The 21,918-nt window shown below is 72.0% G+C and carries 24 protein-coding genes, 4 tRNA genes and 1 riboswitch; of the genes, 15 read left to right on the top strand and 13 right to left on the bottom strand.

The features are described 5' to 3' along the window. Positions 1-49: 49 nt before the first annotated feature. The 3 genes from BN6_RS31260 (at position 50) to BN6_RS31250 (ending at position 1,360) form a co-directional block, all read left to right on the top strand. Positions 50-706 carry a M50 family metallopeptidase gene (locus BN6_RS31260; RefSeq protein WP_015103842.1) on the top strand — a complete coding sequence of 219 codons (657 nt, stop codon included), beginning with the start codon at positions 50-52 and terminating at the stop codon, positions 704-706. A gap of 50 nt (positions 707-756) precedes the next feature. After that, positions 757-942, top strand: coding sequence for a hypothetical protein (locus BN6_RS31255; protein WP_041314696.1), 186 nt, complete (start codon positions 757-759; stop codon positions 940-942). An 88-nt stretch (positions 943-1,030) separates the two neighbouring features. Then, positions 1,031-1,360, top strand: a complete 330-nt coding sequence (locus BN6_RS31250; protein WP_015103841.1) for a WhiB family transcriptional regulator — start codon at positions 1,031-1,033, stop codon at positions 1,358-1,360. A 153-nt stretch (positions 1,361-1,513) separates the two neighbouring features. On the opposite strand, the gene BN6_RS31245 is transcribed toward BN6_RS31250, so the two are convergent. Together BN6_RS31245 and BN6_RS31240 are read right to left on the bottom strand one after the other, a co-directional pair. Then, positions 1,514-2,302: a SigB/SigF/SigG family RNA polymerase sigma factor gene (locus BN6_RS31245; RefSeq protein ID WP_015103840.1), complete on the bottom strand. Its 789-nt coding sequence runs from the start codon at positions 2,300-2,302 to the stop codon at positions 1,514-1,516. After that, positions 2,299-2,724 (bottom strand): ATP-binding protein, encoded by a 426-nt coding sequence (locus BN6_RS31240; RefSeq protein ID WP_041318740.1) that lies wholly within the window; start codon positions 2,722-2,724, stop codon positions 2,299-2,301. Before BN6_RS31240 ends, BN6_RS31245 begins: the two co-directional genes overlap by 4 nt. 125 nt (positions 2,725-2,849) lie before the next feature. Between BN6_RS31240 and BN6_RS31235 the strand changes: the two genes are divergently transcribed. Then, positions 2,850-3,665 carry an ATP-binding protein gene (locus BN6_RS31235; protein ID WP_015103838.1) on the top strand — a complete coding sequence of 272 codons (816 nt, stop codon included), beginning with the start codon at positions 2,850-2,852 and terminating at the stop codon, positions 3,663-3,665. Here BN6_RS31235 and BN6_RS31230 read toward each other — a convergent pair. Then, complete coding sequence (locus tag BN6_RS31230; protein WP_015103837.1) at positions 3,595-4,029, bottom strand: STAS domain-containing protein; 435 nt, start codon at positions 4,027-4,029, stop codon at positions 3,595-3,597. The two genes, BN6_RS31235 and BN6_RS31230, sit on opposite strands and share 71 nt — an antisense overlap. Before the next feature lie 435 nt (positions 4,030-4,464). On the opposite strand from BN6_RS31230, the gene BN6_RS44495 reads away from it, so the two are divergent. From BN6_RS44495 to gcvP, 8 genes are all read left to right on the top strand, one after another. Further along, complete coding sequence (locus BN6_RS44495; protein WP_015103835.1) at positions 4,465-4,704, top strand: hypothetical protein; 240 nt, start codon at positions 4,465-4,467, stop codon at positions 4,702-4,704. 183 nt (positions 4,705-4,887) lie between these two features. After that, positions 4,888-5,475: a CDP-alcohol phosphatidyltransferase family protein gene (locus BN6_RS31225; protein WP_041314691.1), complete on the top strand. Its 588-nt coding sequence runs from the start codon at positions 4,888-4,890 to the stop codon at positions 5,473-5,475. A 39-nt stretch (positions 5,476-5,514) separates the two neighbouring features. Then, positions 5,515-5,916 carry a glycine cleavage system protein GcvH gene (gcvH, locus tag BN6_RS31220; RefSeq protein ID WP_041314688.1) on the top strand — a complete coding sequence of 134 codons (402 nt, stop codon included), beginning with the start codon at positions 5,515-5,517 and terminating at the stop codon, positions 5,914-5,916. Positions 5,917-6,029: 113 nt separating this feature from the next. Further along, positions 6,030-6,494 (top strand): glycogen accumulation regulator GarA, encoded by a 465-nt coding sequence (gene garA / locus BN6_RS31215; protein ID WP_015103832.1) that lies wholly within the window; start codon positions 6,030-6,032, stop codon positions 6,492-6,494. Next, complete coding sequence (gene ftsR, locus BN6_RS31210) at positions 6,491-7,210, top strand: transcriptional regulator FtsR (protein ID WP_015103831.1); 720 nt, start codon at positions 6,491-6,493, stop codon at positions 7,208-7,210. The genes garA and ftsR overlap by 4 nt, the downstream gene beginning before the upstream one ends. Before the next feature lie 143 nt (positions 7,211-7,353). Further along, positions 7,354-7,827 (top strand): bifunctional nuclease family protein, encoded by a 474-nt coding sequence (locus BN6_RS31205; RefSeq protein WP_015103830.1) that lies wholly within the window; start codon positions 7,354-7,356, stop codon positions 7,825-7,827. Positions 7,828-8,537: 710 nt separating this feature from the next. Beyond that, positions 8,538-9,101, top strand: coding sequence for a MerR family transcriptional regulator (locus BN6_RS31200; RefSeq protein ID WP_015103829.1), 564 nt, complete (start codon positions 8,538-8,540; stop codon positions 9,099-9,101). A 63-nt stretch (positions 9,102-9,164) separates the two neighbouring features. Next, positions 9,165-9,255: riboswitch (glycine riboswitch) on the top strand. Positions 9,256-9,409: 154 nt separating this feature from the next. After that, on the top strand, positions 9,410-12,298 hold the full coding sequence (gcvP, locus tag BN6_RS31195; RefSeq protein ID WP_015103828.1) for an aminomethyl-transferring glycine dehydrogenase: 2,889 nt from the start codon (positions 9,410-9,412) through the stop codon (positions 12,296-12,298). Between the two features lie 227 nt (positions 12,299-12,525). Here gcvP and BN6_RS31190 read toward each other — a convergent pair whose 3' ends face one another. From BN6_RS31190 to BN6_RS31165, 6 genes are all read right to left on the bottom strand, one after another. Beyond that, positions 12,526-13,101 (bottom strand): hypothetical protein, encoded by a 576-nt coding sequence (locus BN6_RS31190; protein WP_148303099.1) that lies wholly within the window; start codon positions 13,099-13,101, stop codon positions 12,526-12,528. A gap of 104 nt (positions 13,102-13,205) precedes the next feature. Beyond that, positions 13,206-14,006: a hypothetical protein gene (locus BN6_RS31185; protein ID WP_015103826.1), complete on the bottom strand. Its 801-nt coding sequence runs from the start codon at positions 14,004-14,006 to the stop codon at positions 13,206-13,208. A gap of 89 nt (positions 14,007-14,095) precedes the next feature. Then, positions 14,096-14,169, bottom strand: a tRNA-Cys gene (locus BN6_RS31180). Between the two features lie 119 nt (positions 14,170-14,288). Beyond that, a tRNA-Gln gene (locus BN6_RS31175) sits at positions 14,289-14,362 on the bottom strand. A 15-nt stretch (positions 14,363-14,377) separates the two neighbouring features. Then, positions 14,378-14,450: transfer RNA gene (locus tag BN6_RS31170), tRNA-Leu, on the bottom strand. A gap of 1 nt (position 14,451) precedes the next feature. Beyond that, positions 14,452-14,525, bottom strand: a tRNA-Leu gene (locus tag BN6_RS31165). A 557-nt stretch (positions 14,526-15,082) separates the two neighbouring features. On the opposite strand from BN6_RS31165, the gene BN6_RS46150 reads away from it, so the two are divergent. Continuing rightward, complete coding sequence (locus tag BN6_RS46150) at positions 15,083-15,481, top strand: hypothetical protein (protein ID WP_148303098.1); 399 nt, start codon at positions 15,083-15,085, stop codon at positions 15,479-15,481. Here the strand turns inward: BN6_RS46150 and BN6_RS31160 are convergent. Beyond that, positions 15,430-16,161 (bottom strand): SDR family NAD(P)-dependent oxidoreductase, encoded by a 732-nt coding sequence (locus tag BN6_RS31160; protein ID WP_015103825.1) that lies wholly within the window; start codon positions 16,159-16,161, stop codon positions 15,430-15,432. The two genes, BN6_RS46150 and BN6_RS31160, sit on opposite strands and share 52 nt — an antisense overlap. Positions 16,162-16,256: 95 nt before the next feature. Between BN6_RS31160 and BN6_RS31155 the strand changes: the two genes are divergently transcribed. Further along, positions 16,257-16,628, top strand: a complete 372-nt coding sequence (locus tag BN6_RS31155; RefSeq protein WP_331712611.1) for an ArsR/SmtB family transcription factor — start codon at positions 16,257-16,259, stop codon at positions 16,626-16,628. A gap of 245 nt (positions 16,629-16,873) precedes the next feature. Here BN6_RS31155 and BN6_RS31150 read toward each other — a convergent pair whose 3' ends face one another. The 3 genes from BN6_RS31150 to BN6_RS31140 form a co-directional block, all read right to left on the bottom strand. Next, positions 16,874-18,652 carry a substrate-binding domain-containing protein gene (locus BN6_RS31150; RefSeq protein ID WP_015103823.1) on the bottom strand — a complete coding sequence of 593 codons (1,779 nt, stop codon included), beginning with the start codon at positions 18,650-18,652 and terminating at the stop codon, positions 16,874-16,876. A 94-nt stretch (positions 18,653-18,746) separates the two neighbouring features. Beyond that, the gene (locus tag BN6_RS31145) at positions 18,747-19,619 is read right to left on the bottom strand and encodes a hypothetical protein (protein ID WP_015103822.1); all 873 of its coding nucleotides are present in this window, start codon (positions 19,617-19,619) and stop codon (positions 18,747-18,749) included. A 6-nt stretch (positions 19,620-19,625) separates the two neighbouring features. Further along, complete coding sequence (locus tag BN6_RS31140) at positions 19,626-20,540, bottom strand: ArsR/SmtB family transcription factor (protein ID WP_015103821.1); 915 nt, start codon at positions 20,538-20,540, stop codon at positions 19,626-19,628. A 132-nt stretch (positions 20,541-20,672) separates the two neighbouring features. Between BN6_RS31140 and BN6_RS31135 the strand changes: the two genes are divergently transcribed. Further along, on the top strand, positions 20,673-21,914 hold the full coding sequence (locus tag BN6_RS31135) for an MFS transporter (RefSeq protein WP_015103820.1): 1,242 nt from the start codon (positions 20,673-20,675) through the stop codon (positions 21,912-21,914). The last annotated feature ends 4 nt before the right edge of the window (positions 21,915-21,918 follow it).

The following is a 21,918-nucleotide window of genomic DNA, read 5'->3' as shown; positions in this document are numbered from 1 at the left end:
AGCGCACTCCAGGTCAAGCACCGGATCACGCCTGGCATCCTGGACGGTGATGTCGACACTCGCGCAGTGGGCGCCCGCCGTGCTCGCCCTGGTCCTGGTGGCCAGTCCGGGTATCTGGCGGTTGAGCCGCAACACGATCACCATCGCGCACGAGGGCGGGCACGCCCTGGTAGCGCTGCTCACCGGCCGCCGGCTGGAGGGCATCAAGCTGAACTCGGACACCTCCGGGGTGACCGTGTCCAGCGGTCGGCCCACCGGGATCGCCGTCGTGCTGATGTACCTGGCCGGGTACGTCACCCCGTCGCTGCTCGGCCTGGGCGCGGCGGCCCTGGTCACCGCCGAGCAGGTCCGGCCGCTGCTGTGGGCGACCGTGGGCCTGCTCGCCGCGATGCTGATCATGATCCGGAACCTGTTCGGCGTGCTGTCCGTGGTGGCCACCGGGGCGGTGATGTTCGCCGTGTCCTGGTACGCCACCGCCGAGTGGCAGGCCGCGTTCGCGCTGTTCGTCGCGTGGTTCCTGCTGCTGGGCGGCGTGCGCCCGGTCGGCGAGTTGCAGCGCCGCCGGATGCGCGGCCGCGCGCCCGACTCCGACGCCGACCAGCTGGCCCGGATCACCCGCGTGCCCGGTCTGTTCTGGGTGCTGGTCTTCGCCACCACCACGATCGGCGCGCTGCTGCTGGGCGGCCGGATGTTGTTACCGCTGTAGCTCCCCGGGTACCCGGTGGTCCGAATGCGCCGACCGGGAGGAGAGCTGTCGTGACCGACCCCGACGAACAGCCGTTGGACGAGATCGAACAACTGGACGAAGACGAGCTGGACGCCGATCCGCTGGAGTACGAGCCGCCGGACCACTGGACCGCAGCCGACGGCCGCACCACCGCCCGCGAGCAGCGCGAAGGCGAGACGTTGGACGAGCGGCTGGCGCAGGAGGAGAAGGGGTAACCCGATCGGGCACGTCACGTTTTCTCCGGTGCCGCTGGGGTACGTCTTGATCGCACCTGAAACGACTCCAGCAGGGGGTACGTCCGTCATGACCAGCACCGCGCGCCTGCCCAAGCCAGTCACCGACGTCTGGGACTGGCAGAAGGAAGGGCTCTGCCGAGGCCGTGACAGCGCGGTCTTCTTCCACCCGGACAACGAGCGCGGCTCGGCCCGCGCGGCCCGCGAGGACCGGGCCAAGCAGCTCTGCGGGCGCTGCCCGGTGCTGCTGGAGTGCCGCCGGCACGCGCTGGCCGCCCAGGAGCCCTACGGCGTCTGGGGCGGCATGGGCGAGGACGAGCGCCGCCGCCTGATCGCGGCCCAGCGCCGGCACACGACCGAGCGTCAGCACACGACCGAGCGCCGGCACACGGCTGCCTGAGCCGACCGCCCGTCCGGCGACCCCCTGCCTGGACGGGCCGCGACACGTGGCCGGCGACACCCCCTGGGCGCCGGCCCGTGACAACGCGAACGCGGGGCCGGTCGGATGTCCGACCGGCCCCGCGTGTGCGTGCTGCGCTACTCGTTCACTCGTTCACTCGGTCAAGTGGTCGCGGAGTTGCCGCAGCGTCTTGGCCAGCAGTCGTGACACGTGCATCTGCGAGATCCCGACCTTCTGCGCGATCTGGGTCTGCGTCATGTTGCCGAAGAACCGCATCACGACGATCTTGCGCTCCCGCTCCGGCAGCTTTTCCAACAGCGGGTGCAGCGCCTCCCGCTGCTCGATCGCCTCGATCTCCGGGTCCTCCTCGCCGAGCGTGCTGCCCAGTGAGATGGAGCTCTCGTCGGCGGTCAGCAGGTCGTCCAGCGACGCCGAGTGGTAGGCGTTGCCCGCCGCCAGACCCTCGTGGATCTCGTCGCGCGACAACCCCAGGTGCTCGGCCAGCTCCGACGGCGTCGGCGCGCGCCCCAGCTGCTGGGACAGCCGCGACGACCCGGCGTTGATCGCCAGGTGCAGCTCCTTGAGCCGGCGCGGCATCCGGACCGACCAGCTCGAGTCGCGGAAGTACTTCCGCACCTCGCCCATGATCGTCGGCACCGCGAAGGACAGGAAGTCGCTGCCGCGCTCCGGGTCGAACCGGTCCACGGCGTTGATCAGGCCGACCGTGGCCACCTGCACCAGGTCGTCGTAGGGCTCGCCGCGGTGGCCGAAGCGCCGCGCGATGTGCTTGGCCACCGGCAGGTGCTCGGTGACCAGTTCGTCGCGCAACCGCTCGCGCTCCGCCGTGCCCCTCTCCGTCGCGGCGAGCCGGACGAACAGCGGAGCGAGGTGGTCGTAGTCCCCCTGCGAACGTGTCGTGCCCCCGTTTTCGGACGCCGTCACGCCGTCCCCTGCGACCGCTTGACCAGGTCGATGTGCACTTCGTAGGCGTCGGACCGGGGGGCCACCCAGGTCGTGACCGAGTCGACCAGCGCGCTGAGCACCCGCCAGCCGAAGCTGTCCCGGTCCGGCGGTGCGGACCGCTTCGAACCGACCGTGGTGAACACCTGGACCGCACCACCGGCCACCACGAACCTGGCGCTGAGCACCGCGCTCGGCGCCGCCAGCGAGATCAGCGTGGAGCACGCCTCGTCCACCGCCAGCTTCAGGTCCTCGATCGCATCCAGGTCGTAGTCCTGGCGCATGGCGATGTCGGCCGCCACCGCACGGACGATCGACAGCTGCGTGGGATCGGCCGCCATCCGCAACTCCACCCCGGCCAAGGGGTCATCAGACTCGCCGCCCTGCGGCTCCGTGTGCGACACGCTCACCTCATCGTCCGTTCTGTCTCGATGGTGCTGAAGCTATCGGTACCCGATAGCGCCGGTCCTCACACGTGTAAGGCCCGCACGTACTGGGAAGACTCGTGGTTGCGTGACTGGGAGGCCTCTTGAGCGAAAGACTCGCGAACCGCCACTGGGGGGTGGAGTTCCCCGCCATCGCCACGCGCCTCGCGGAGGTTCGCGTCCGGCTCGACGCGTGGCTGCGCACCGTCGGGCTGCCCGACGACGACCGGTACGACCTGGTCATCGCGGTCAACGAGGCGATGAGCAACGCCGTCGAGCACGCCTACCCGCCCGGCGAGCCCGGCCGGGTCCGGGTCGCCGCCGAGGTCCGGCCGGACGGCCGGCTGCGGGTGGTGGTGGCCGACTGCGGCGCCTGGCGGGTGCCGCCGGTCGCGCTGTCCGACCGCGGCCGCGGCCTGCTGCTGATGCGGGAGAACGTCGACGAGGTCCAGCTGGACCGGTCGGCCGACGGCACCTCGGTCACCCTCGTGCTGGCCGCCCGGCACACCACCCGCGGCACGTTCCGGCCCGCGTCGACCGACCAGGTGCTGGTGGTCGAACGGAGCGGCTGGGTCGAGGTAGTCGTGCTCGGGGACGTGCCCGCGCGCGACGGACCCGCCGTGCGGCGGCGCATCCTGACCGCCGCCCGGGGCGGGTCCGTGCCGATCGTGGTCGACCTGCGCGGCCTCGGGACCCGGGTCGAGGGGGTCGTCCGGAGCCTGCGGGGCATCGCCGAGGCGGCGTCGGCCGCCGGGAACCGGGTGGTGGTGCGCGCACCGGAACGCGGTCCCGCGCACACCGCGCTGGTCGCGGCCGGCGTGGACCAGGTCGTGGACCTGGTGGCGCACGCTAGCCCGCCGACGGTCCGCCGCCCGCCCGCACCGCCGCCAGCGCCTCGGCCACCGAGCCGTGCACGCTGAACACCTCACCGAGACCGGTCGCGGCCAGCGGCCGGATCACCGCCCGCTCCACCGCGACCACGCGGAACGCGGTGCCGCGCCGCTGCGCGTGCTGAGACGCCTCCACCAGCACGGCCAGCCCGGCCGAGCCGAGGAAGCTCACCGCGGACATGTCGAGCACCAGGGTGTCGCCGTCGTCCAATCTGCCGAGCACGTCCGCGCGCAACTCGGGGGCGGTCAGCATGTCGATCTCACCGCCGACGGCCACGACCGCCACGCCGTCCACCGGCTGGTCCACCGAGCGGACCACCCGCGCGGTACGCGTGCCATCCGCGGCGGACCCGGCTCCGCTCGTCGCCACGACGTTCGGATCCTGCACCGTCACGAGGACTCCTCTTCACTGATCACTGCTAGGGGAGGGAAGCCCAGGCGTGCGGCAGGCGCCGAGCACGTACATGCAGCGTGGCGACACTTGTGGCCCGTAAACCGGAGCTTCCCCGGCGCGGCTGTTGGCTCAACCGCTGCGCCAACCACCGTACGGAGCCCATCGGGGCACCACAAGCGGGCAGATGGCGTCTTGATCAGCCCCAGTGTAGTCGGACGCTCGTCCGGCGGCGGATGACGCACGGTGAACGGTTCGATCCCGGGCCGGCGGGCTACACCTGGGGAGAAGGGTGTCGCGCAACTCGGCGACCGAACCGCCCGATCAGCGAGACTTACCGATAATCAGGGGTGGCGGACGCCACAGTTCCCGCACAATCCTGGGCAGGGGATAACGCCGCGACCGTCGTGGGCGACACCCCGTACGGAGGGATCGACGATGAGCACCAGAACGGAAACCGAGTCCGAGCCCGCGAAGCGCAGGGCGGCGCGCGCTGTCTCCACCGGCGCGGGATCGCTGCCCACAGCCCCGTGCAGCGTGGTCTGGAGCAAGGGTCACGCCTACGTGCTCGAAGGTTTCCGAGCCCGCTGGGTCGGCGTTGACGACCGGGGCCGCCCGCAGGCCCTCAGCGGCGAGCAGTTGCAACGGCGAGGCTGGAGCCGCACCCGGTCGCACTGACCGCGAAGCGGACCACCCGCCCCACCGAACCCTCGGACTCCCCGTGCTGACGGCGCGCCGGGTCCCCCAGAGTCCGAGGCTCGGTCACCCCTCCTCACGCACGGTCACCGATTCGGGTCGTCCGCCGCGCCGAGGGCACCCCGTGCCGTGCCCGGTCCCCGCCGCCGGCTCTACAGTTCCGGTGTGCCGCACGACCCCGCAGACCGGTGGCTGACCATCCCGAACGCGCTCAGCGTGCTCCGGCTGCTCGGCGTGCCGCTGTTCCTTTACCTGCTGCTCGGCCCGCAGGCGGACGGCTGGGCGGTGGTGGTCCTGGTCGCCGCGGGCCTGTCGGACTGGCTGGACGGCAAGCTCGCCCGCTGGCTGGACCAGATGAGCAGGCTCGGGGCGGTGCTCGACCCGGCCGCCGACCGGCTCTACATCCTGGCCACGCTGGTCGCGTTCGTCGTGCGCGACATCGTGCCGTGGTGGGTGGCGGCGGTCCTGGTCGGCCGGGAACTCGTCGTGGGCGCGTGCCTGCCGGTGCTGCGCCACCGCGGCTACGGGCCGTTCGAGGTCAGCTACCTGGGCAAGGGCGCGACCTTCAACCTGCTCTACGCCTTCCCCATGCTGCTGCTCGCCCAGGGCACGTCGACCGCGGCCCTGATCGCCCGGCCGGTGGCCTACGCGTTCATGGCGTGGGGCGGTGCGCTCTACTTGTGGTCGGGGGCCTTGTACGTGTACCAGTTCTCCCTCGCCCTACGTCGACCGCCGGGGGTCGTACCCGCCTGAACGGGTCGTGGGAAGATCCGGCAGCGAAGATCCACCGTCATGAAGGAGCACACCGCGGTGATTCCCGAGGAGCTCAAGTACACCGAGGAGCACGAGTGGGTGTTGCGCACCGGTGACGACACCGTGCGCGTCGGCATCACCGACTACGCCCAAGAGCAGCTCGGCGAAGTCGTGTTCGTCCAGCTCCCGGAACTCGGGGAGCAGGTGGCCGCGGGTCAGACGCTCGGTGAGGTGGAGTCCACCAAGAGCGTGTCCGACATCTACGCGCCCCTCGCGGGCGAGGTCGTGACCCGCAACGACTCGCTGGACCAGCAGCCCGACCTGGTCAACTCCGACCCGTACGGCGAGGGTTGGCTGGTGGAGCTGCGGCTGGAGGACCCCGCCGCGGTGGAGGACCTGCTCGACGCCGCCGCGTACCAGGAGCTGGCGGCACAGGGGTGACGTCGATCTTCCGCCGGATCTTCGGTCGCTGGGGGAGCCGCTCCTCGGACCAGGGTTCGGGCACGATAGGTTCTAGCGGTCTCGACGGTTCCAGCAGCAGGAGGAGAGCTCAGGTGAGCACGAACGACGGGCCAGGCGTTCCGCCGGAGCAGTCCCCGGAGCGGACCTCCGTTTTCCGGGCCGACTTCCTCGCCGAAGTTGAGGGTGCCGAGGCACCCGCGCAGGAACCGGCCGTCGCCGGTGTCGACGCGCTGCCGGCGGGGTCCGCCCTGCTCGTGGTCAAGCGCGGCCCGAACGCGGGGTCGCGGTTCCTGCTGGACCGGGACACCACCAGCGCGGGCCGGCACCCCGACAGCGACATCTTCCTCGACGACGTGACGGTCTCGCGCCGGCACGCCGAGTTCCGCCGTGAAGGCGGCGAGTTCGTGGTCATCGACGTGGGCAGCCTCAACGGCACCTACGTCAACCGCGAGCCCGTCGACCAGGCGGTCCTCGCCAACGGCGACGAGGTGCAGATCGGCAAGTTCCGCCTCGTGTTCCTGACCGGTCCGGGCGCCGGGGGTCAGGGGGCGCAGTGACGGCGGCCGGGCGGCCACAGCGCGGGGGGTCGAGCATCGGCGCGGTCCTCGCGCAGTTGCGATCGGAGTTCCCCGACGTCACGATCTCCAAGATCCGTTTCCTGGAGTCGGAGGGTCTGGTCCGCCCGGCACGCACCGCCTCGGGGTACCGCCAGTTCACCACGGCCGACGTCGAGCGGCTGCGGTACGTCCTGGCGGCCCAGCGCGACCGCTACCTGCCCCTGAAGGTCATCAAGGAGCACCTGGACGCGGCCGACGCGGGCACCTCGGGACGGGTGCTGCGCGCGGTCGACGGCACGCCCGCCGCCGAGCAGCTCGCCGGCGGGTCCCCGCACCGGATGACCCGGGAGGACCTGCTCGCCCGCTCCGGGCTGGACGGGGCGCTGCTGGCGGAGCTGGAGCAGCAGGGCCTGGTCCGGCCCGGCCCGGCCGGGTTCTACGACCAGGAAGCCGCGCAGGTCGCCACCACCGTGCGCGCGATGACCGAGTTCGGCCTGGAACCGCGCCACCTGCAGGCGTTCCGGGCGGCGGCCGACCGCGAGGTCGGCCTGGTCGAGCAGATCGTGGCCCCCCTCTACCGGCACCGCGACCCGCGCGCTCGCGGGCGTGCCGACGAAGTCGTCCGCGAGTTGGCGGCGCTTTCGGTAACGCTGCACACACTCCTGGTGAAGTCCGGGCTGCGCGACGTCGCAGGTGGTCGCGTTTCCCCCAGGTGAACCCGTGTCCGAATAGTGATCCGGGATACCGGGTGGTTGCGCACAAGGCCCGCTTGGCGGGTAGCGTCGAAAGAGTAGGTGGGGGATCCTCGTTGCATAGCGGGGACGCCAGAATTTCAGCGCGCTGAGGGAGGCGATACCCGATGAGCGAGATGCGCGTCGTCGGCGTGCGGGTGGAACTGCCCGCCAACCAGCCGATCCTGCTGCTGCGCGAAACCGAGGGTGAGCGCTACCTGCCGATCTGGATCGGCTCGGTGGAGGCCACCGCCATCGCCCTGGAACAACAGGGCGTGCGCCCCGCCCGCCCGCTGACCCACGACCTGCTCAAGGACGTCATCGGGGCACTGGGCCGCAACCTCGAACAGGTCCGGATCACCGACCTGCAGGAGGGCACGTACTTCGCGGAACTGGTGTTCGACGGTGACGTCCGGGTGTCCGCGCGGCCGAGCGACTCGGTGGCGCTGGCGCTGCGGATCGGCGTGCCGATCCACGCCGAGGAGTCGGTGCTGGCCGAGGCCGGCCTGATCATCCCGGACGAGCAGGAGGACGAGGTCGAGAAGTTCCGCGAGTTCCTCGACTCGGTTTCGCCGGAGGACTTCCGCGGCGCGGACACCTGAGCCCACGCCGCCCGAGGGCGGCCGCACGCCCAGTGCCCGACCGCGAGGTCGGACGCCCCGGCCCGGAGCGACCGCTCCGGGCTTTCGCGCTCTCCAGGCCGTCCGGTCGTCGCCCGACCGCGTCTGCGGACCTCCCGATCGCGCCCGGAGCCGTCCGGGACGGGCGGTGGCCGGCGTCGTCGTACGCGCCGCCGGGCGCGGGTCGTCCGCGACTCCAAATCGGCGTCAGGCTGGTGTCGGACCGGTGCCGGGGTGTCCCGGAGGGGTTGCCGTCAGGTCGCGGGACGGGTCCGCGCAGCGCACGCCGAGCGTTCGGTGGCGGGCTGTGAGTGGGTCTTCGTCGGTTCGTGTGCCGGGGTGGGCCACGAGGGGCCGGTGGCCCGGCCGCGAGTCGGGTCGGCCCCTCGTGGGTGTGTGCGGTGAGTTGTGGATCAACCCCGCGTGCCACCCCCCGGTGTCACACCTCCGGATTACCCAACGTCAGCGGTGATCGGCTAAACGATCACTAAACGTCACCCGAATGGCTTACGACAGGCGACTCTCTCAACCTCAACTTGAGGTTGAGCTGCGACACGCTCAGCGCGTCGCGTTGACCTGCCCCCTAGCCGGTCTTACCGTCGAACTCAGGTGAATTGCCACGGTGTGATTCGGCACCGCGGCGGCTTCACGTTGGTCGCCGGCTGTCGTGGCCGGACCGAGGGGAGGCAGGCGTGGTCGAGGAAGCCATCCGGGCCGGATTCGGCGAACAGGGTGAGCTGTTCCCGGACTCCTCGCTCCCGGATGAACTCGTGGGCTACCGCGGCCCGGCCGCGTGCCAGATCGCGGGCATCACCTACCGGCAGCTCGACTACTGGGCCCGCACCGGACTGGTCAACCCGACCATAAGGAGTGCCCAGGGCTCGGGCAGCCAGCGGCTGTACTCGTTCAAGGACATCCTGGTGCTCAAGGTGGTCAAGCGGCTGCTGGACACCGGGGTTTCGTTGCAGAACATCCGGGTCGCGGTCGACCACCTGCGCCGCCGCGGCGTGCAGGACCTGGCGCGGATCACGCTGTTCAGCGACGGCACGACGGTCTACGAGTGCACCTCGCCGGAAGAGGTCGTGGACCTGCTCCAAGGCGGCCAGGGCGTGTTCGGGATCGCGGTCAGCGGGGCGATGCGGGAGATCAGCGGCACGATCCACGAGTTCCCCGCCGAGCGGGCGGACGGGCTGGAGATCGAGCAGGCCCCGAACGACGAGCTGTCCCGCCGCCGGCGGACCCGGGCGACCGGCTGAGATCCACGTCGCGTCCGTTACGGGCTCCGGCCCTGGTCCGGGTACCATTCGCGGGTAGTCGCTTTATCCCGCGCGGGAGAGTCCGAGCACGTCTCGGCGCCGAAGGAGCAAATCCTCCCCGGAACCTCTCAGGCGCAAGGACCGCGCGGGTGAGACGCCTCTGGAAAGCGGGTCGGTTCGCCGACCCCGCCGACGGTGCAAGCCCGGCCCGCTGACGGGCCGGGTGAAGCTCTCAGGCGCCCGGACGGGCAGAAGACAGAGGGGGAGGGCAACGGCAGAAGTGTGCCCGTAGCCCCGGAGGCGCAGCTATGACGCAGGACCGCATCCCCCTCGCCGCTCTCGAGCACGGCACCCCCTTCGCCGACCGGCACGTCGGCCCGCGGCCGGCCGAGCTGGCCCGCATGCTCGACGTGATCGGCGTCGGCTCGCTGGAGGAACTCGCGCAGCGCGCGGTGCCCGAGTCGATCCGGGAGCGCGAGCTGGTGCTGGACCTGCCCGCGCCCGCCACCGAGACCGAGGCACTGGCCGAACTGCGCGCCCTGGCCGCCCGCAACCGGCCGCTCAAGCAGATGATCGGCCTGGGCTACTACGGCACCACCACCCCGCCGGTGATCCGCCGCAACGTGCTGGAGAGCCCGGCCTGGTACACCGCCTACACGCCCTACCAGCCGGAGATCTCGCAGGGCCGGCTGGAGGCGCTGCTGAACTTCCAGACCGTCGTGGCCGACCTGACCGGCCTGGCGCTGGCCAACTCCTCGATGCTGGACGAGTCCACCGCCGCCGCCGAGGCGATGACCCTGGTCCGCCGCGCCGGCAAGAGCAAGTCCGCCAAGTTCGTGGTGGACGAGGACACGCTGCCGCAGACGCTGGCCGTCATCGAGACCCGGGCCGAGCCGCTGGGCATCGAGATCGTCACCGCCGACCTGTCGCAGGGCCTGGAGGGCCTGGGCCTGGGCGGCGACTACTTCGGCGTGCTGCTGTCCTACCCCGGCGCGTCCGGCGTCGTGCGCGACCAGGAGGCGCTGATCGCCGAGATCCACGCGGCCGGCGCGCAGGCCGTGGTGGCCGCCGACCTGCTCGCGCTGACCCTGCTGCGCCCGCCCGGCGAGATCGGCGCGGACGTCGTGGTCGGCACCACCCAGCGCTTCGGCGTGCCGATGGGCTTCGGCGGCCCGCACGCCGGGTTCATGGCCGTCCGCGCCGGCCTGGAGCGCCAGCTCCCCGGCCGGCTGGTCGGCGTGTCGGTCGACGCCGACGGCAACCGCGCCTACCGGCTCGCGCTGCAGACCCGTGAGCAGCACATCCGCCGCGAGAAGGCGACCAGCAACATCTGCACCGCGCAGGTGCTGCTCGCCGTGATCGCGTCCATGTACGCGGTCTACCACGGCCCGGAGGGCCTGCGCGGGATCGCGACCCGCGCGCACCGGATGGCGACCGTGCTGGCCGCCGGCCTGTGCGAAGGCGCGATCGAGGTCGTGCACGGCGAGTTCTTCGACACCGTGCAGGCGCGTGTGGAGGGTCGGGCCGCCGCGATCGTCGCCGCCGCCCGCGAGCTGGGCGTGAACCTGTGGCAGGTGGACGCCGACACGGTGTCGATCGCCTGCGACGAGACGACGACCCGTGAAGACCTGGTCGCCGTGTGGCAGGCGTTCGGCGTGACCGTGTCCGACGTCGACGCCCTGGACGCCGACACCGCCGACGGCATCCCCGCCGACCTGCGCCGCACCAGCGACTACCTGACCCACCCGGTGTTCCACGCGCACCGCTCGGAGACCGCGCTGCTGCGCTACCTGCGGTCGCTGTCGGACAAGGACGTCGCGCTGGACCGCAGCATGATCCCGCTCGGCTCGTGCACCATGAAGCTCAACGCCACGGCCGAGATGGAGGCCATCACCTGGCCCGAGTTCGCCGAGCTGCACCCGTTCGCGCCGGCCGCCGACGCCGACGGCCTGCTGTCCGTGGTCAAGGACCTGGAGGCGTGGCTGGCCGAGGTCACCGGCTACGACGCGGTGTCGTTGCAGCCCAACGCGGGCAGCCAGGGCGAGTTCGCGGGCCTGCTGGCGATCCGCGCCTACCACCGGGCCAACGGCGACGCGCACCGCGACGTGTGCCTGATCCCGTCCTCCGCGCACGGCACCAACGCCGCGTCCGCCGTGATGGCCGGCATGCGCGTGGTCGTGGTGAAGTGCGACGACAAGGGCAACGTCGACCTGGGCCACCTGCGCGAGACGGTCGACGCGCACCGCGACGACCTGGCCGCGATCATGATCACCTACCCGTCCACGCACGGCGTGTACGAGGACACCGTGCGCGAGGTGTGCGGCCTGGTGCACGAGGCCGGCGGCCAGGTGTACGTCGACGGCGCGAACCTCAACGCGCTGATCGGCCTGGCCCAGTACGGCAAGTTCGGCTCGGACGTGTCGCACCTGAACCTGCACAAGACGTTCTGCATCCCGCACGGCGGCGGCGGCCCCGGCGTCGGCCCGATCGGCGTGCGCTCGCACCTCGCGCCGTTCCTGCCCAACCACCCGTTGCAGCCGGCCGCGGGCCCGGCGACCGGGGTCGGCCCGATCAGCGCCGCGCCGTGGGGTTCGGCGTCGATCCTGCCGATCTCGTGGGCGTACGTGCGGATGATGGGCGGCGACGGCCTGCGCCGGGCGACGCTGACGGCGGTCGCGGCGGCCAACTACGTGGCGCGGCGGCTGGACGAGCACTTCCCGGTGCTCTACACCGGCGAGGGCGGTTTCGTGGCCCACGAGTGCATCCTGGACCTGCGGTCGATCACCAAGGCGACCGGCGTGACCGTGGACGACGTGGCCAAGCGGCTGGCCGACTACGGCCTGCACGCGCCGACCATGTCGTTCCCGGTGGCGGGAACGCTGATGGTGGAGCCGACCGAGTCCGAGGACCTGGCCGAGATCGACCGGTTCATCGACGCGATGATCGCGATCAAGGCCGAGATCGACCGGGTCGGCTCGGGCGAGTGGCCGGCCGACGACAACCCGCTGCGCAACGCACCGCACACGGCGGCGTCGGTGACCGGCGCGTGGAACCACCCGTACAGCCGCGAGGTGGCGGTCTTCCCGGCGGGCACCGCGGCCCCGAAGATCTGGCCCCCGGTCCGCCGCATCGACGGCGCGAAGGGCGACCGAAACCTGGTCTGCTCCTGCCCCCCGGTCTCCGCTTACGGCGGCTGACGGCCGTACTACCCGGCGCGCGCCGGCAGGCCTCCCGCCTGCCGGCGCGCGCTGTTTCGTGGCCGAGGTGCTTGCCGGGCCGTCGCCACCGACCGGTGCCATCCCGTCGATCGAGCCCGACCTGCGGCGATCCCGCCGATCGAGCCCGGCCTGCCGTGCCGCCGGCCGAGTCCGACCTGCCGTGCTGCCTGTGGCCTCCGGGCTGGTGAGGAGCGTCGGTGTCACGATCAGCGGCGGGGCGCCTCCCGGGCTGGGTCCCGGGCTGGGTCCCGCTCTGGTCGTCGCGCTGAGGTGATCACCCGGCGGTAGCGCGGGTGAGGCCGGCTGAGGTCCTCGGTCAGGCCGTAGCGCGCCAGGAGGGCGAGGCTGCGGTGGTTCTCTTCGTGGACCACGGCGAAGACGTGGCTGTGCCGGGGCGGTCGGCGGTGCCGGACGTCCGTCAGCACCGCGGACATCAGCACGTCGCTCGCCCGGTCCCCGGCGGCGAAGCACTTGCCCTGCCAGGGTTCTGCCAACGCGGCGACTTGGAGCTTCGTCGCACTGACCCGGCAGCCGCCGGCGGCGGTGAGCACGGCCTTCTCGTGGGCGGCGACGCCGACGAGTTCATCGGCGACCAGGAGCAGCAGCGCACGAGGGTCGTCCGAGGCCGCCCGGGGATCCGACGCCCAGTCGAGCAGGTTCGACCTTACGAACCGCTCGACCTGGACCTGCCAGGTCCGATCGTCCGACGCGCACCGGAACGCCGCCACCAGGTCCGCATCCGCTGCTCCGGCAACCCGGAGCCGCCACTCGACATCCGTCATCCGCCGATCACCACCGCACCGGGGGCGTGCACCCGACATGGCTCGATCACGGACAATCCACATCCCGATCACCACCGGCACCCAGGACACGCGCCCAGTGCGGGTCAGTCGCCGACACTCTGCCCCCCGATCACCACGGGCACAGGGATGTGCAGGGTGGGTGCCGGGCCCGCGATCCGGTCGAGGTCCGCCGGGGTGATCGCGGCGGTGCGGTGGTCGGCGCGGTCGAACGGTGAGTACGGCACCGGTTCCAGGTCGATGCCCGGTGTCACCTCGACCATGGCCTGGTCGCCCGACAACTGCACCGTCCGGACGATCACCGGATCGCCGACCTCGGCTCGCAGCGCGCCGTCCGCGAGCCACCGGGGTACGACGGTGTCGATGCCGGACGGGTCGCTGATCAGCACGACGTGGTCGGAGACCGAGGTGACGTGGCCGGCGAGCATCCGTGCGAGTTCCTTCTCCGCGAAGGACGGCTTCAGCAGCTCTTCGGCCCGGCCGGTGGCGATCGCCGCCTCGACGATCACCGCCTGGCTCTCGGCCGCCGGCCGCCGGCCGGCGATGATCGCCCGGACCTCCTCGGTGGGCCGCGAGGCGAGCAGGTCCCGCAGTGCCCGGAACGGCTCGCTGTCCTCCAGTTCGAGGGCGCGGGTCGCGACCATCCGCGCTTCGTCGAGCAGACCCCTCCGGACCAAGGACGCCGCCATGACGTTGAGCCTGCTGAAGAACCGGACTTGGCCCCCCAAGCGGCCACCCCTGCGCTGCGGCACGGCGACGCCCGCCGTCACGCACTTCTGCCTGCGCAGCGTGCGGAACGGTGCCTCGCCGCCGGCCTCGCTCCCATGGTGGTAGGCGCGGACCAGCTTGTCGCGGCTCACGATCGGCCAGGGGGCTGGGGTGGTCATAGCTCCACATTACCCTTCAGAGACGTCGAATCGACGTCTCGATCGGGTGATCGTGGGGTAGCGGGCAGAGCGGTCCGGGCCGTTCACGGTGGAGGCCCACCCGGGAGTCGAACCCGGGATCGACGGCTTTGCAGGCCGCCTCACGACCGTCGTGACGTGGGCCCGGGGCATGGCGGGTGCCGTGCCTGGTCGCGCGTCCTGGGGTCGAACCAGGCGCACCGGAGATATGAGCTCCAGCCAGCCACCGGGCCACGCGCGAGTGACCGCCTCGGCGGTCGGGTGCTGCCCGTCGAGGATTCGAACCTCGGTCTCCGCGTTCAGAGCGCGGCGTCCGTGCCGTGCTGGACCAACGGGCATCGTGCTGTCGGGCGTGCCCCCACCGGGATTCGAACCTGGACTGGACGCGTTCTGAGCGCGTTGCCTCTACCGTTGGGCTATGGGGGCGTGCGGCTTCGGGGAGTCGAACCCCGACTGTGCTGGATCTCGGCCAGGTGCCTCTACCAGTTGGGCTAAAGCCGCAATGAAATGGTTCGTGGCGTGCTCGAACAAGGCCATTCCGAAATGGCCGTAAATGGGTGAGCGGAATGTGGTCGAGCGCTCCGGGGAACGGGTGCAGGCCGTTCGACGGGGGTGGGTCCGCTCCGAGGCTGAATGTGTCGTCGTGGCCGGAAACGACGAAGCCGCCCGGATCGGTCTCCCGATGGGCGGCTCCCGGCCTGGTGACGACGTCTACGTCACGGTAGGGAGTCCGCGCAGCTCAGAAGCAGCAGCAGTCGCTGTTGGCAGCACAGCAGGCCGAGCAGGCCCTGGCGGGTACAGGTCATCGCGCCGTGCCGGCGCTGCGCTCCCTGCTGCCACTTGCCGGCCATCTCCGCACTCCCCGCTTCTCCGTGGTGTAGCCCAAGAATGCCCGACGGCAGACCCCCGCGCAATACCTTTTCGGGATCTGTTCCGACCTGTCGCACAGGCCGGTGCAATTCACGAGCGGACGCCTTCGGGCGCTGATCGGTGATGTGACGGCCGGGGGCGTCGGACCTGACAGGTCATGTCAGGTGGCGGGGGACAATCGGCCATGCGTGCCAGTCGGTTGCTCTCGCGGCTCCTGCTGCTCCAGTCGCGCGGGCGGCTACCGGCTGCTCGCCGCGCTGCCACCGGAGCTGCGGTCGCGGGCCGGGCGGATCCGCGAGCGGGTCCACCTCGACGCCTCGGGGTGGTTCCGGCAGGCCAAGGAGATGCCGTTCCTGGTGGGGATCGCGGACGCGGTGTGGGGCAGGCGGCGGCTGCGCGTGCGGTACCGGGGACGGGCTGAAGCGGCCCGGGTGCTGCTGAGCCCGACTGCGACCCGACCAGGCCCGGACGACGTGCCGGCGTCACCCCGCACGCCGTCCGGCCGCACCCCTCGACCACCTGCGGCCGGTGCGGGTCAGACGATCAGCCGGCCGCCGTCGACCACGAGCGTCGCGCCGGTCACGTAGGTCGCGCGCGGCGAGGCCAGGTAGCGCACGGCTTCGGCGATCTCCTGGGGCGCGGCGGCCCGGCCCAGCGCGCTGACCTTGCCCTGCTGCTCGGCGATCTCGGCCGTGGTGGCCTTGACGGTCTCGGTGAGGGTCGGTCCGGGCGAGACGGTGTTCACCCGCACCCCGTGCCCGCCGAACTCGACGGCCCAGGTGCGGGTGAGCGCCTCCACCGCACCCTTGGTCGCGCTGTACACGGCACCGCCCGGCACGCCCAGCCCGGTGATGTTGGAGGACACGTTCACGATGGCCCCCGCGCCCTTGGCGATCATCGCCGGCACGATCGCGGCGGTCAGGAAGAACAGCGCGCGCACGTTGACGTCGAACAGCTTCTCGTAGCCCGCCGGGTCCTGCTCCAGGGTGGGTGCGAACGGGAAGATGCCGGCGTTGTTGACCAGTACGTCCACCTCGCCCGCCGCGTCGGCCAGGCGGCGCACGGACGTTACGTCGGCGAGGTCGACGGCCACGAACCGGGCCCGTCCGCCGTCGGCCTCGATCTCGGCGACGGTCTCCGCCCCGCGGGCGGCGTCGCGCCCGGTCACGACGACCTCCGCGCCGTCGGCGGCGAGCAGTCGGGCCGCCGCGCGGCCGATCCCCGACGTGCTGCCGGTGACGAGCGCGACCTGTCCGGAGAGTTCCATGTCCACCCCAAGTTGTTCGATGTTCGCCTAACATCGAACAATCTAGCCAATCTCGTTCGATGTTCGCAACACATCGAACGAGTAACCTGGTCAGGGTGCGCCACCAGGACGTCGACCCACCCGTCGACCAACTCCGGCTGACCGAGGTGATGGCCGCCCTCAGCGACCCGCTGCGGGTCGGCCTGGTGCGGCTGCTGGCGGACGGCGTGGAACGCAACTTCGGCGAGTTCGACGCCCCGGTGGCCAAGTCGACCCTCAGCCACCACCTGCGCACCCTGCGCGCGGCGGGCGTGACGTCCAGCCGCAACGAGGGCACCCGCTGCTTCATCCGCCTGCGCCGCGACGACCTCGCCGCCCGCTTCCCGGACCTGCTCGACGCGGTGCTGGCCTCGGCCGTCGACGACGCCGTGGGCGACCACGTGCGACTGCGGTCCGGCGAGCCGGGCCAGTGCGACCCGCCGGGCTAGGCGGACATCAGGGACTCGGACTTTCTGAGCCGCGGTCGCACGGGAACGTGGCGCGTCGGCCTTGCGGAGACAGCCGTCGAAGCGAGACCGATCGAAGGTGTGGCGAGCGGTGGTCCCGTGATCGTTCGAGGAGCAACCGGCGTCGATCGCCATCGAGATCGTGACTTGCCCTGTGGTCAACGTGGCAGTGAGGTCTCAACGGCCCGGCACACGTTCCGGGGTCGCGTGCCCGAGCGACGGCCGGGCTAGGCGGACAGGAGCTGGGCCAGGGCGGCGTCCACGCCGCGCCCGTCGTCCACGACCGACAGCGTGCCGCCGCTGGTCCGGGTCAGCTCGCCCAGCGGCTGGCGCTCCGGGTCCGGGCCGATCGCCAGGACGCTGATCGCGATGTCCTTGCCGTCCTGCTTCAGCCGCGCCAGCTCGGTCTTGAGCTGCGCGAAGGTCAGCCCGCCGTCGTTGGCGCCGTCGGTCAGCACGATGATCCGGTTGCGCTTGCCCGGCTGGTACTCGGCCAGCGTCTTCTCGTAGAGCGCCGCCACGCTGCTGTACAACTGGGTCGCGCTCTGCGGGCGCAGCCCGGCCACGCCGTCGAGCAGCTGCTGCTTCTGCCCGACCACCGGCCCGGTCGCGACCAGCTGCCGGTAGGGCTTCTCGCCGTCGAGCGCGCGGGAGAACTCCCACAGGCCCAGCGCGCCCGACACCGACCGGTTCACCTGGCCGGACAGTGCGTCCTTCACCCACGCCATCCGCGACTTGCCGTCGCCGCCGGGCTCCTCCATCGACTTCGACACGTCCACCAGCACGGTCACCGACTGGCCGTTGTCGGCCGTCGCCCACGCGGCGGAGATCTGCTGCGCGGTGGTGGCGTCGGCGGGCACCAGCTTGTCGGTCATGGTCGCCCACCGGATGCCCGGCGAGGGCTTGGGCCGCTCGGTGGTGGTGTCCACCCGCAGCCCCGCGCCCGCCAACGTCCTCTGCTGCTCGGGGGCCAGCAGGAACTCCCGGAACTCCTGGGCCGCGCGCACCTGCGCCTCGCCCACCCAGTCGCCGGCCAGCGGCACGAACGGGAAGTCCGCGACCGGGGACGGGCCGCCGGCCGCCACCCCGTAGAGGGGTTGCAGCGGCGCGGTCCCGCTGTCCTTGCCGGTGTTGTGCCGGAACAGGTCCACCTCGAACACCGGCACCGCGCTGAACCCGGACGCGTTCGCGCCCGGCTTGTCCGCCAGCTGCGACAGCGCGCCCCACGTGGTCGGGGGCGCCTGCTCCGGCTTGGACGCGGTGAGCCGGCCCAGGGTCGCCTTCACCGGGTCGAGCGCCAGCATCTCGGTGGTCACCGGGCCCTTGCCGTCGGGGCTCGCGCCCGCCAGCGCCGACTGGATCACCATCGCGGTGGCCGCGTTGGTCGCCGGGTCGGGCATGGCCACCTTGAAGTCGCCCCACTCGGGCTTGCCGAACCGGCCCCAGCCGCCCGCCGCCGAGGTCACCTCGGGCAGGTCGGTCCAGCGGAACCCGACACCGGCCTGCACCGCCTGCGCGCCCTCCTGGGGCAGCGCCAGCAGCACCGGGCTGGCCGCGATGGACACCGGCTGCGCGCCGAGCAGCGCCCGGTTCTGCGCGCCGAGCCGGTTGGCCCACAGCATCGAGTCGGTGACCCAGGCGTGCGGTCGCGCGCCGAGCGCGGCCTCGTCCCAGCCCTGGGTGAGGCTCTGCAGCACGACGTCGGAGTGGATCGACTGCACCTCGACCCGGATGCAGTGGTCGTAGACGACCGGGCGGCCGCGGCTCCACGACTCGGCGGCCTGGCGGACCGCGTCGGCGACGCTGGGCGTCGCGGCGACCCGGAGGGAGGCATCACCCTGTCGGCAGTCACCCGCCTGGGCGGCGGCGCGCTGGTCCACGATGCCGGCGACCCACGTGTAGGCGAAGTACCCGAGAACCAGGAGGACGACCACGCCGACGATCGCGACCGGCCACTTGGCTATACCGCGCCGCACCTTGGTCCGCAGCGCGCGGTGTCGAGACATCGTCTTCCCTTTCAGCGGCCGACTACGGCTGGCGAATCCCGACCGGCGTCACGCTAACAGGTGAAGTCTGCGGAACGGGTGAAGTCACGGTGTGTCACGCGGAGGTGACGGGTGCCCCGAGCAGCGTCCCCGTGACCTCGATCAACGCGGCTCGCAGGGGTGCCGCCGCCGCCGCGAACGCGCTCTGCCGACGCACGTACTCGGCCCGCCCTTCGGGCGTCTCGATCGGCACCGGCGGGTAGCCGAGCGCGGACAGGTCGTAGGGACTGGCCCGCATGTCCAGCTCGCGGACCCGCAGCGCCAGGTCGAAGCAGTCCGCCATCAGCTCCGACGGCGTCGCCGGGTCGAGCTTGTACGACCACTTGAAAAGATCCATCGAGACGTGCAGGCAGCCCGGCTGCTCCAGGTGGACCTGGGTCTCCCGGGTGGGCTGCAACGCGTTGTGCGGACGCGCCGGCGGCGTGAAGAAGCGGAACGCGTCGAAGTGGCTGCACTGCACGTTCTGCGCCTCCACCACGGCGTCCGTGCCGTCGTGCCCGAGCCGCAGCGGCCACGAGTCGTGCCGCACGCTGTCGGTCCGGTAGACCATCGCCCACTCGTGCAGCCCGAAGCAGCCCAGGCGCGGGGCGCGCGACGCGGTGGCGGTGAGCAGGCGGTGGGTGAACGCGATCGTCGCGGCCCGTTCCGCCGCGAACGCCTCGACGTCGAGCGTCACGCCCTGCTCGACCCGCTTGTACGCGGGCCACCGCAGGTACTCCTCGGCGTCGCCCGCCAGCACCACCCCCGGCCCGGGGTGCCAGCGCTCCATCCGCGACGGCCGGTGGCTGTAGTAGGAGAAGAGGAAGTCCAGCACCGGGTGCTTCTCGCCGCGCGCCTTGCGCTCGTGGTGCGGCAGCGTCCACGCGCGGACGCGGGCCCGGTGCCGTTCGCGGCGCGCGGTCCACTCGGACTCGGACAAGACCTCCACGTCGGACTACCGTACTTCCCCGCGTGCGAGGGCCTGACCGAGGTCGGTGCTCAGCGACACCACCTCGCGCCCCTCCCGCCGGCTCACCGCGAGGCCGGCCGCCCGCAGCACGCCCAAGTGCTGCGACACCGCGCCGACCGTGACCCCGAGCCGGCCCGCCAGTTCGGACACCGTGCTGGGGCGTTCGATCTCGTGCAGCAGGCGGGCGCGGGTCGCACCGACCAGCCGGGCCAGGGCGTTGCCGGTGGGCGCGGCGGACGGCTCCCACAGCGAGCCGAAGCCGTGCGCCGGGTAGCACAGCGCCAGCCGCACCGGGCTGTCCCGCAGGTAGACGTCCGGCCAGGTGAACGCCGACGGGACGAGCACCAGGTCCCGCTGGCCGATGGCGGTCCGCTGCCGCCGCACGGTCACGTTCTGGTCGTCGTAGGCGACGTCGGGGTGCAGTTCGGCCAGCACGGCCTGGCCGCCCGCCTCGACCATCCGCCGGCCGCGCCGCTCCACGTCGCCCTGCAGCACGCCCTCCAGGCGCGGCCAGACCGGGGCGATGATCGCCTCGTGCACCAGGCCGATCCGCTCGCAGATCGTGGTCAGGGTGCCCTTCAAATCCTCGGCCAGCGGCCGGAAGCGCGACTGGTCGGGCAGCGCCGCCGCCACCCGGGCGGGCTTGGCCACCCGGGGCAGGAACTTGAGCTCGTCCTCGATGCCGATCGTGCGCACGCCCGGCGTCGGGATCAGGAACTCCGGGATCACCGGCCGGGTGACCAGGGTGGTGAGCAGCGTCGGGTCCGGTCCGAGCGCGGCCAGCCGGGGCTCGACCTCGGCGATCCAGCGCCGGTGCACCGGGTAGCAGCCGGGGTCGGCCAGCACCCGCAGCGCGGCGATCGTCTCCCACAGCGGGGAGACCGTGAAGCGCAGGGCCATGCCTTGTCCCGCAGGGGTTGGGGGTCGTCCGGGTCGTGGCCAGTCTAGTCCCGCCACGAGCCCGCTCCGGACCCCGGTTTGAGCTCTGGCTAAAACGTTCGTGTCCGTCGCGGACCTTGACAGGGTGGTCCCATGTCAAGGGGGTGGGTGCGGCTCCAAGCCGCAGCGGTGTCCGGTTCGGTGGCCGAGGGCGTGATGCTGACGACGTTGCCGTTGGTGGCGGTGTCGATCACGACGGATCCTCGGGAGGTGTCGCTGGTCAACATCGTCGGCCAGTCGCCGTGGTTGCTGTTCTCGCTGTTCGCGGGAGTCCTGATCGACCGGGTGCGGCGCACGACCGTGCTCGGGTTCGCTTACGGGGTGCAGGCGTGCGCGGCGGCGGTGTTCGCCGTCGCGGGTCTGATGGACGCGATCAACCTGCCGTTGGTGCTGGTGCTGGCGTTCGTCGTGACGTCCGCGCAGGTGCTCGGCGACGGGGCCAGCGGCGCGCTGGTGCCCGAGGTGGTGGAGCCCGCCGAGTTCGCGGCGGCCAACACCAGGCTGATGCTCATCGACCGGGGCGTGGTGCAGTTCGTCGTGCCGCCCACGGCCGGGTTCCTGGTCGGCTTCGGCTTCGGGATGCCGCCGTGGCTCGCCCTGCTGGCCGCGCTGGTCGCGCTGCTGGTCAGCCGGGGCATCCCGGCCCGGTCGGTGACCCCGTCGCGCAAGCATCCGCTGCGCGACATCGCCGACGGGCTCAAGTTCCTGGTCGGCACGCCGCTGCTGCTGTCGATCACGGTCGCGGTCGCGGTCGGGTCGTTCGCGGCGAGCGCGTACATGTCGATGTTCGTGCTGTACGTGCACGAGATCCTGGGCCTGGGCGCGGTCGGCTACGGCGTGATGATGACCTGCATGGCGGTCGGCTGGGTGGCGTCGTCGTTCGTGGTGCGGCGGGTCGTGGCGCGGCTCGGCTACGCGTGGTCGATGCGCATCTCCCAGGTCGGCATGGTGACCTGCCACCTGCTGATCGCGGTGCTGCCGCCGTGGCCCGTCGCCATCGCGCTGGTGATGTTCGCCGACGCCGCGATCGTCATGGTGTGGAACGTCTGCTCGCAGTCCAGCCGGCAGCGGTTCACCCCGCCCGGCCTGCTCGGCCGGGTGCTGACCAGCCACCGGGCGCTGGCCTGGGGGCTGACACCGCTGGGCGCGCTGGCGGGCGGCCTGATCGCCGCCGGGTTCGGGCTGCGGGCGGTCTACGTGATGGCGGCCGTGATCCAGGTCGGGGCGCTGGTCGTGGCGTGGCTGGGTCTGTCGCCCCGGTCGTTCGAGAAGCAGCAGGCCGACACCGACCGCCGGGCGGCCGAGGACGCCGCGAACGCCGCCCAGAACGCCTAGCCCG

Source organism: Saccharothrix espanaensis DSM 44229, from assembly GCF_000328705.1.
GTDB lineage: Bacteria > Actinomycetota > Actinomycetes > Mycobacteriales > Pseudonocardiaceae > Actinosynnema > Actinosynnema espanaense.
This window is presented reverse-complemented; position numbering and strand designations above follow the sequence as displayed.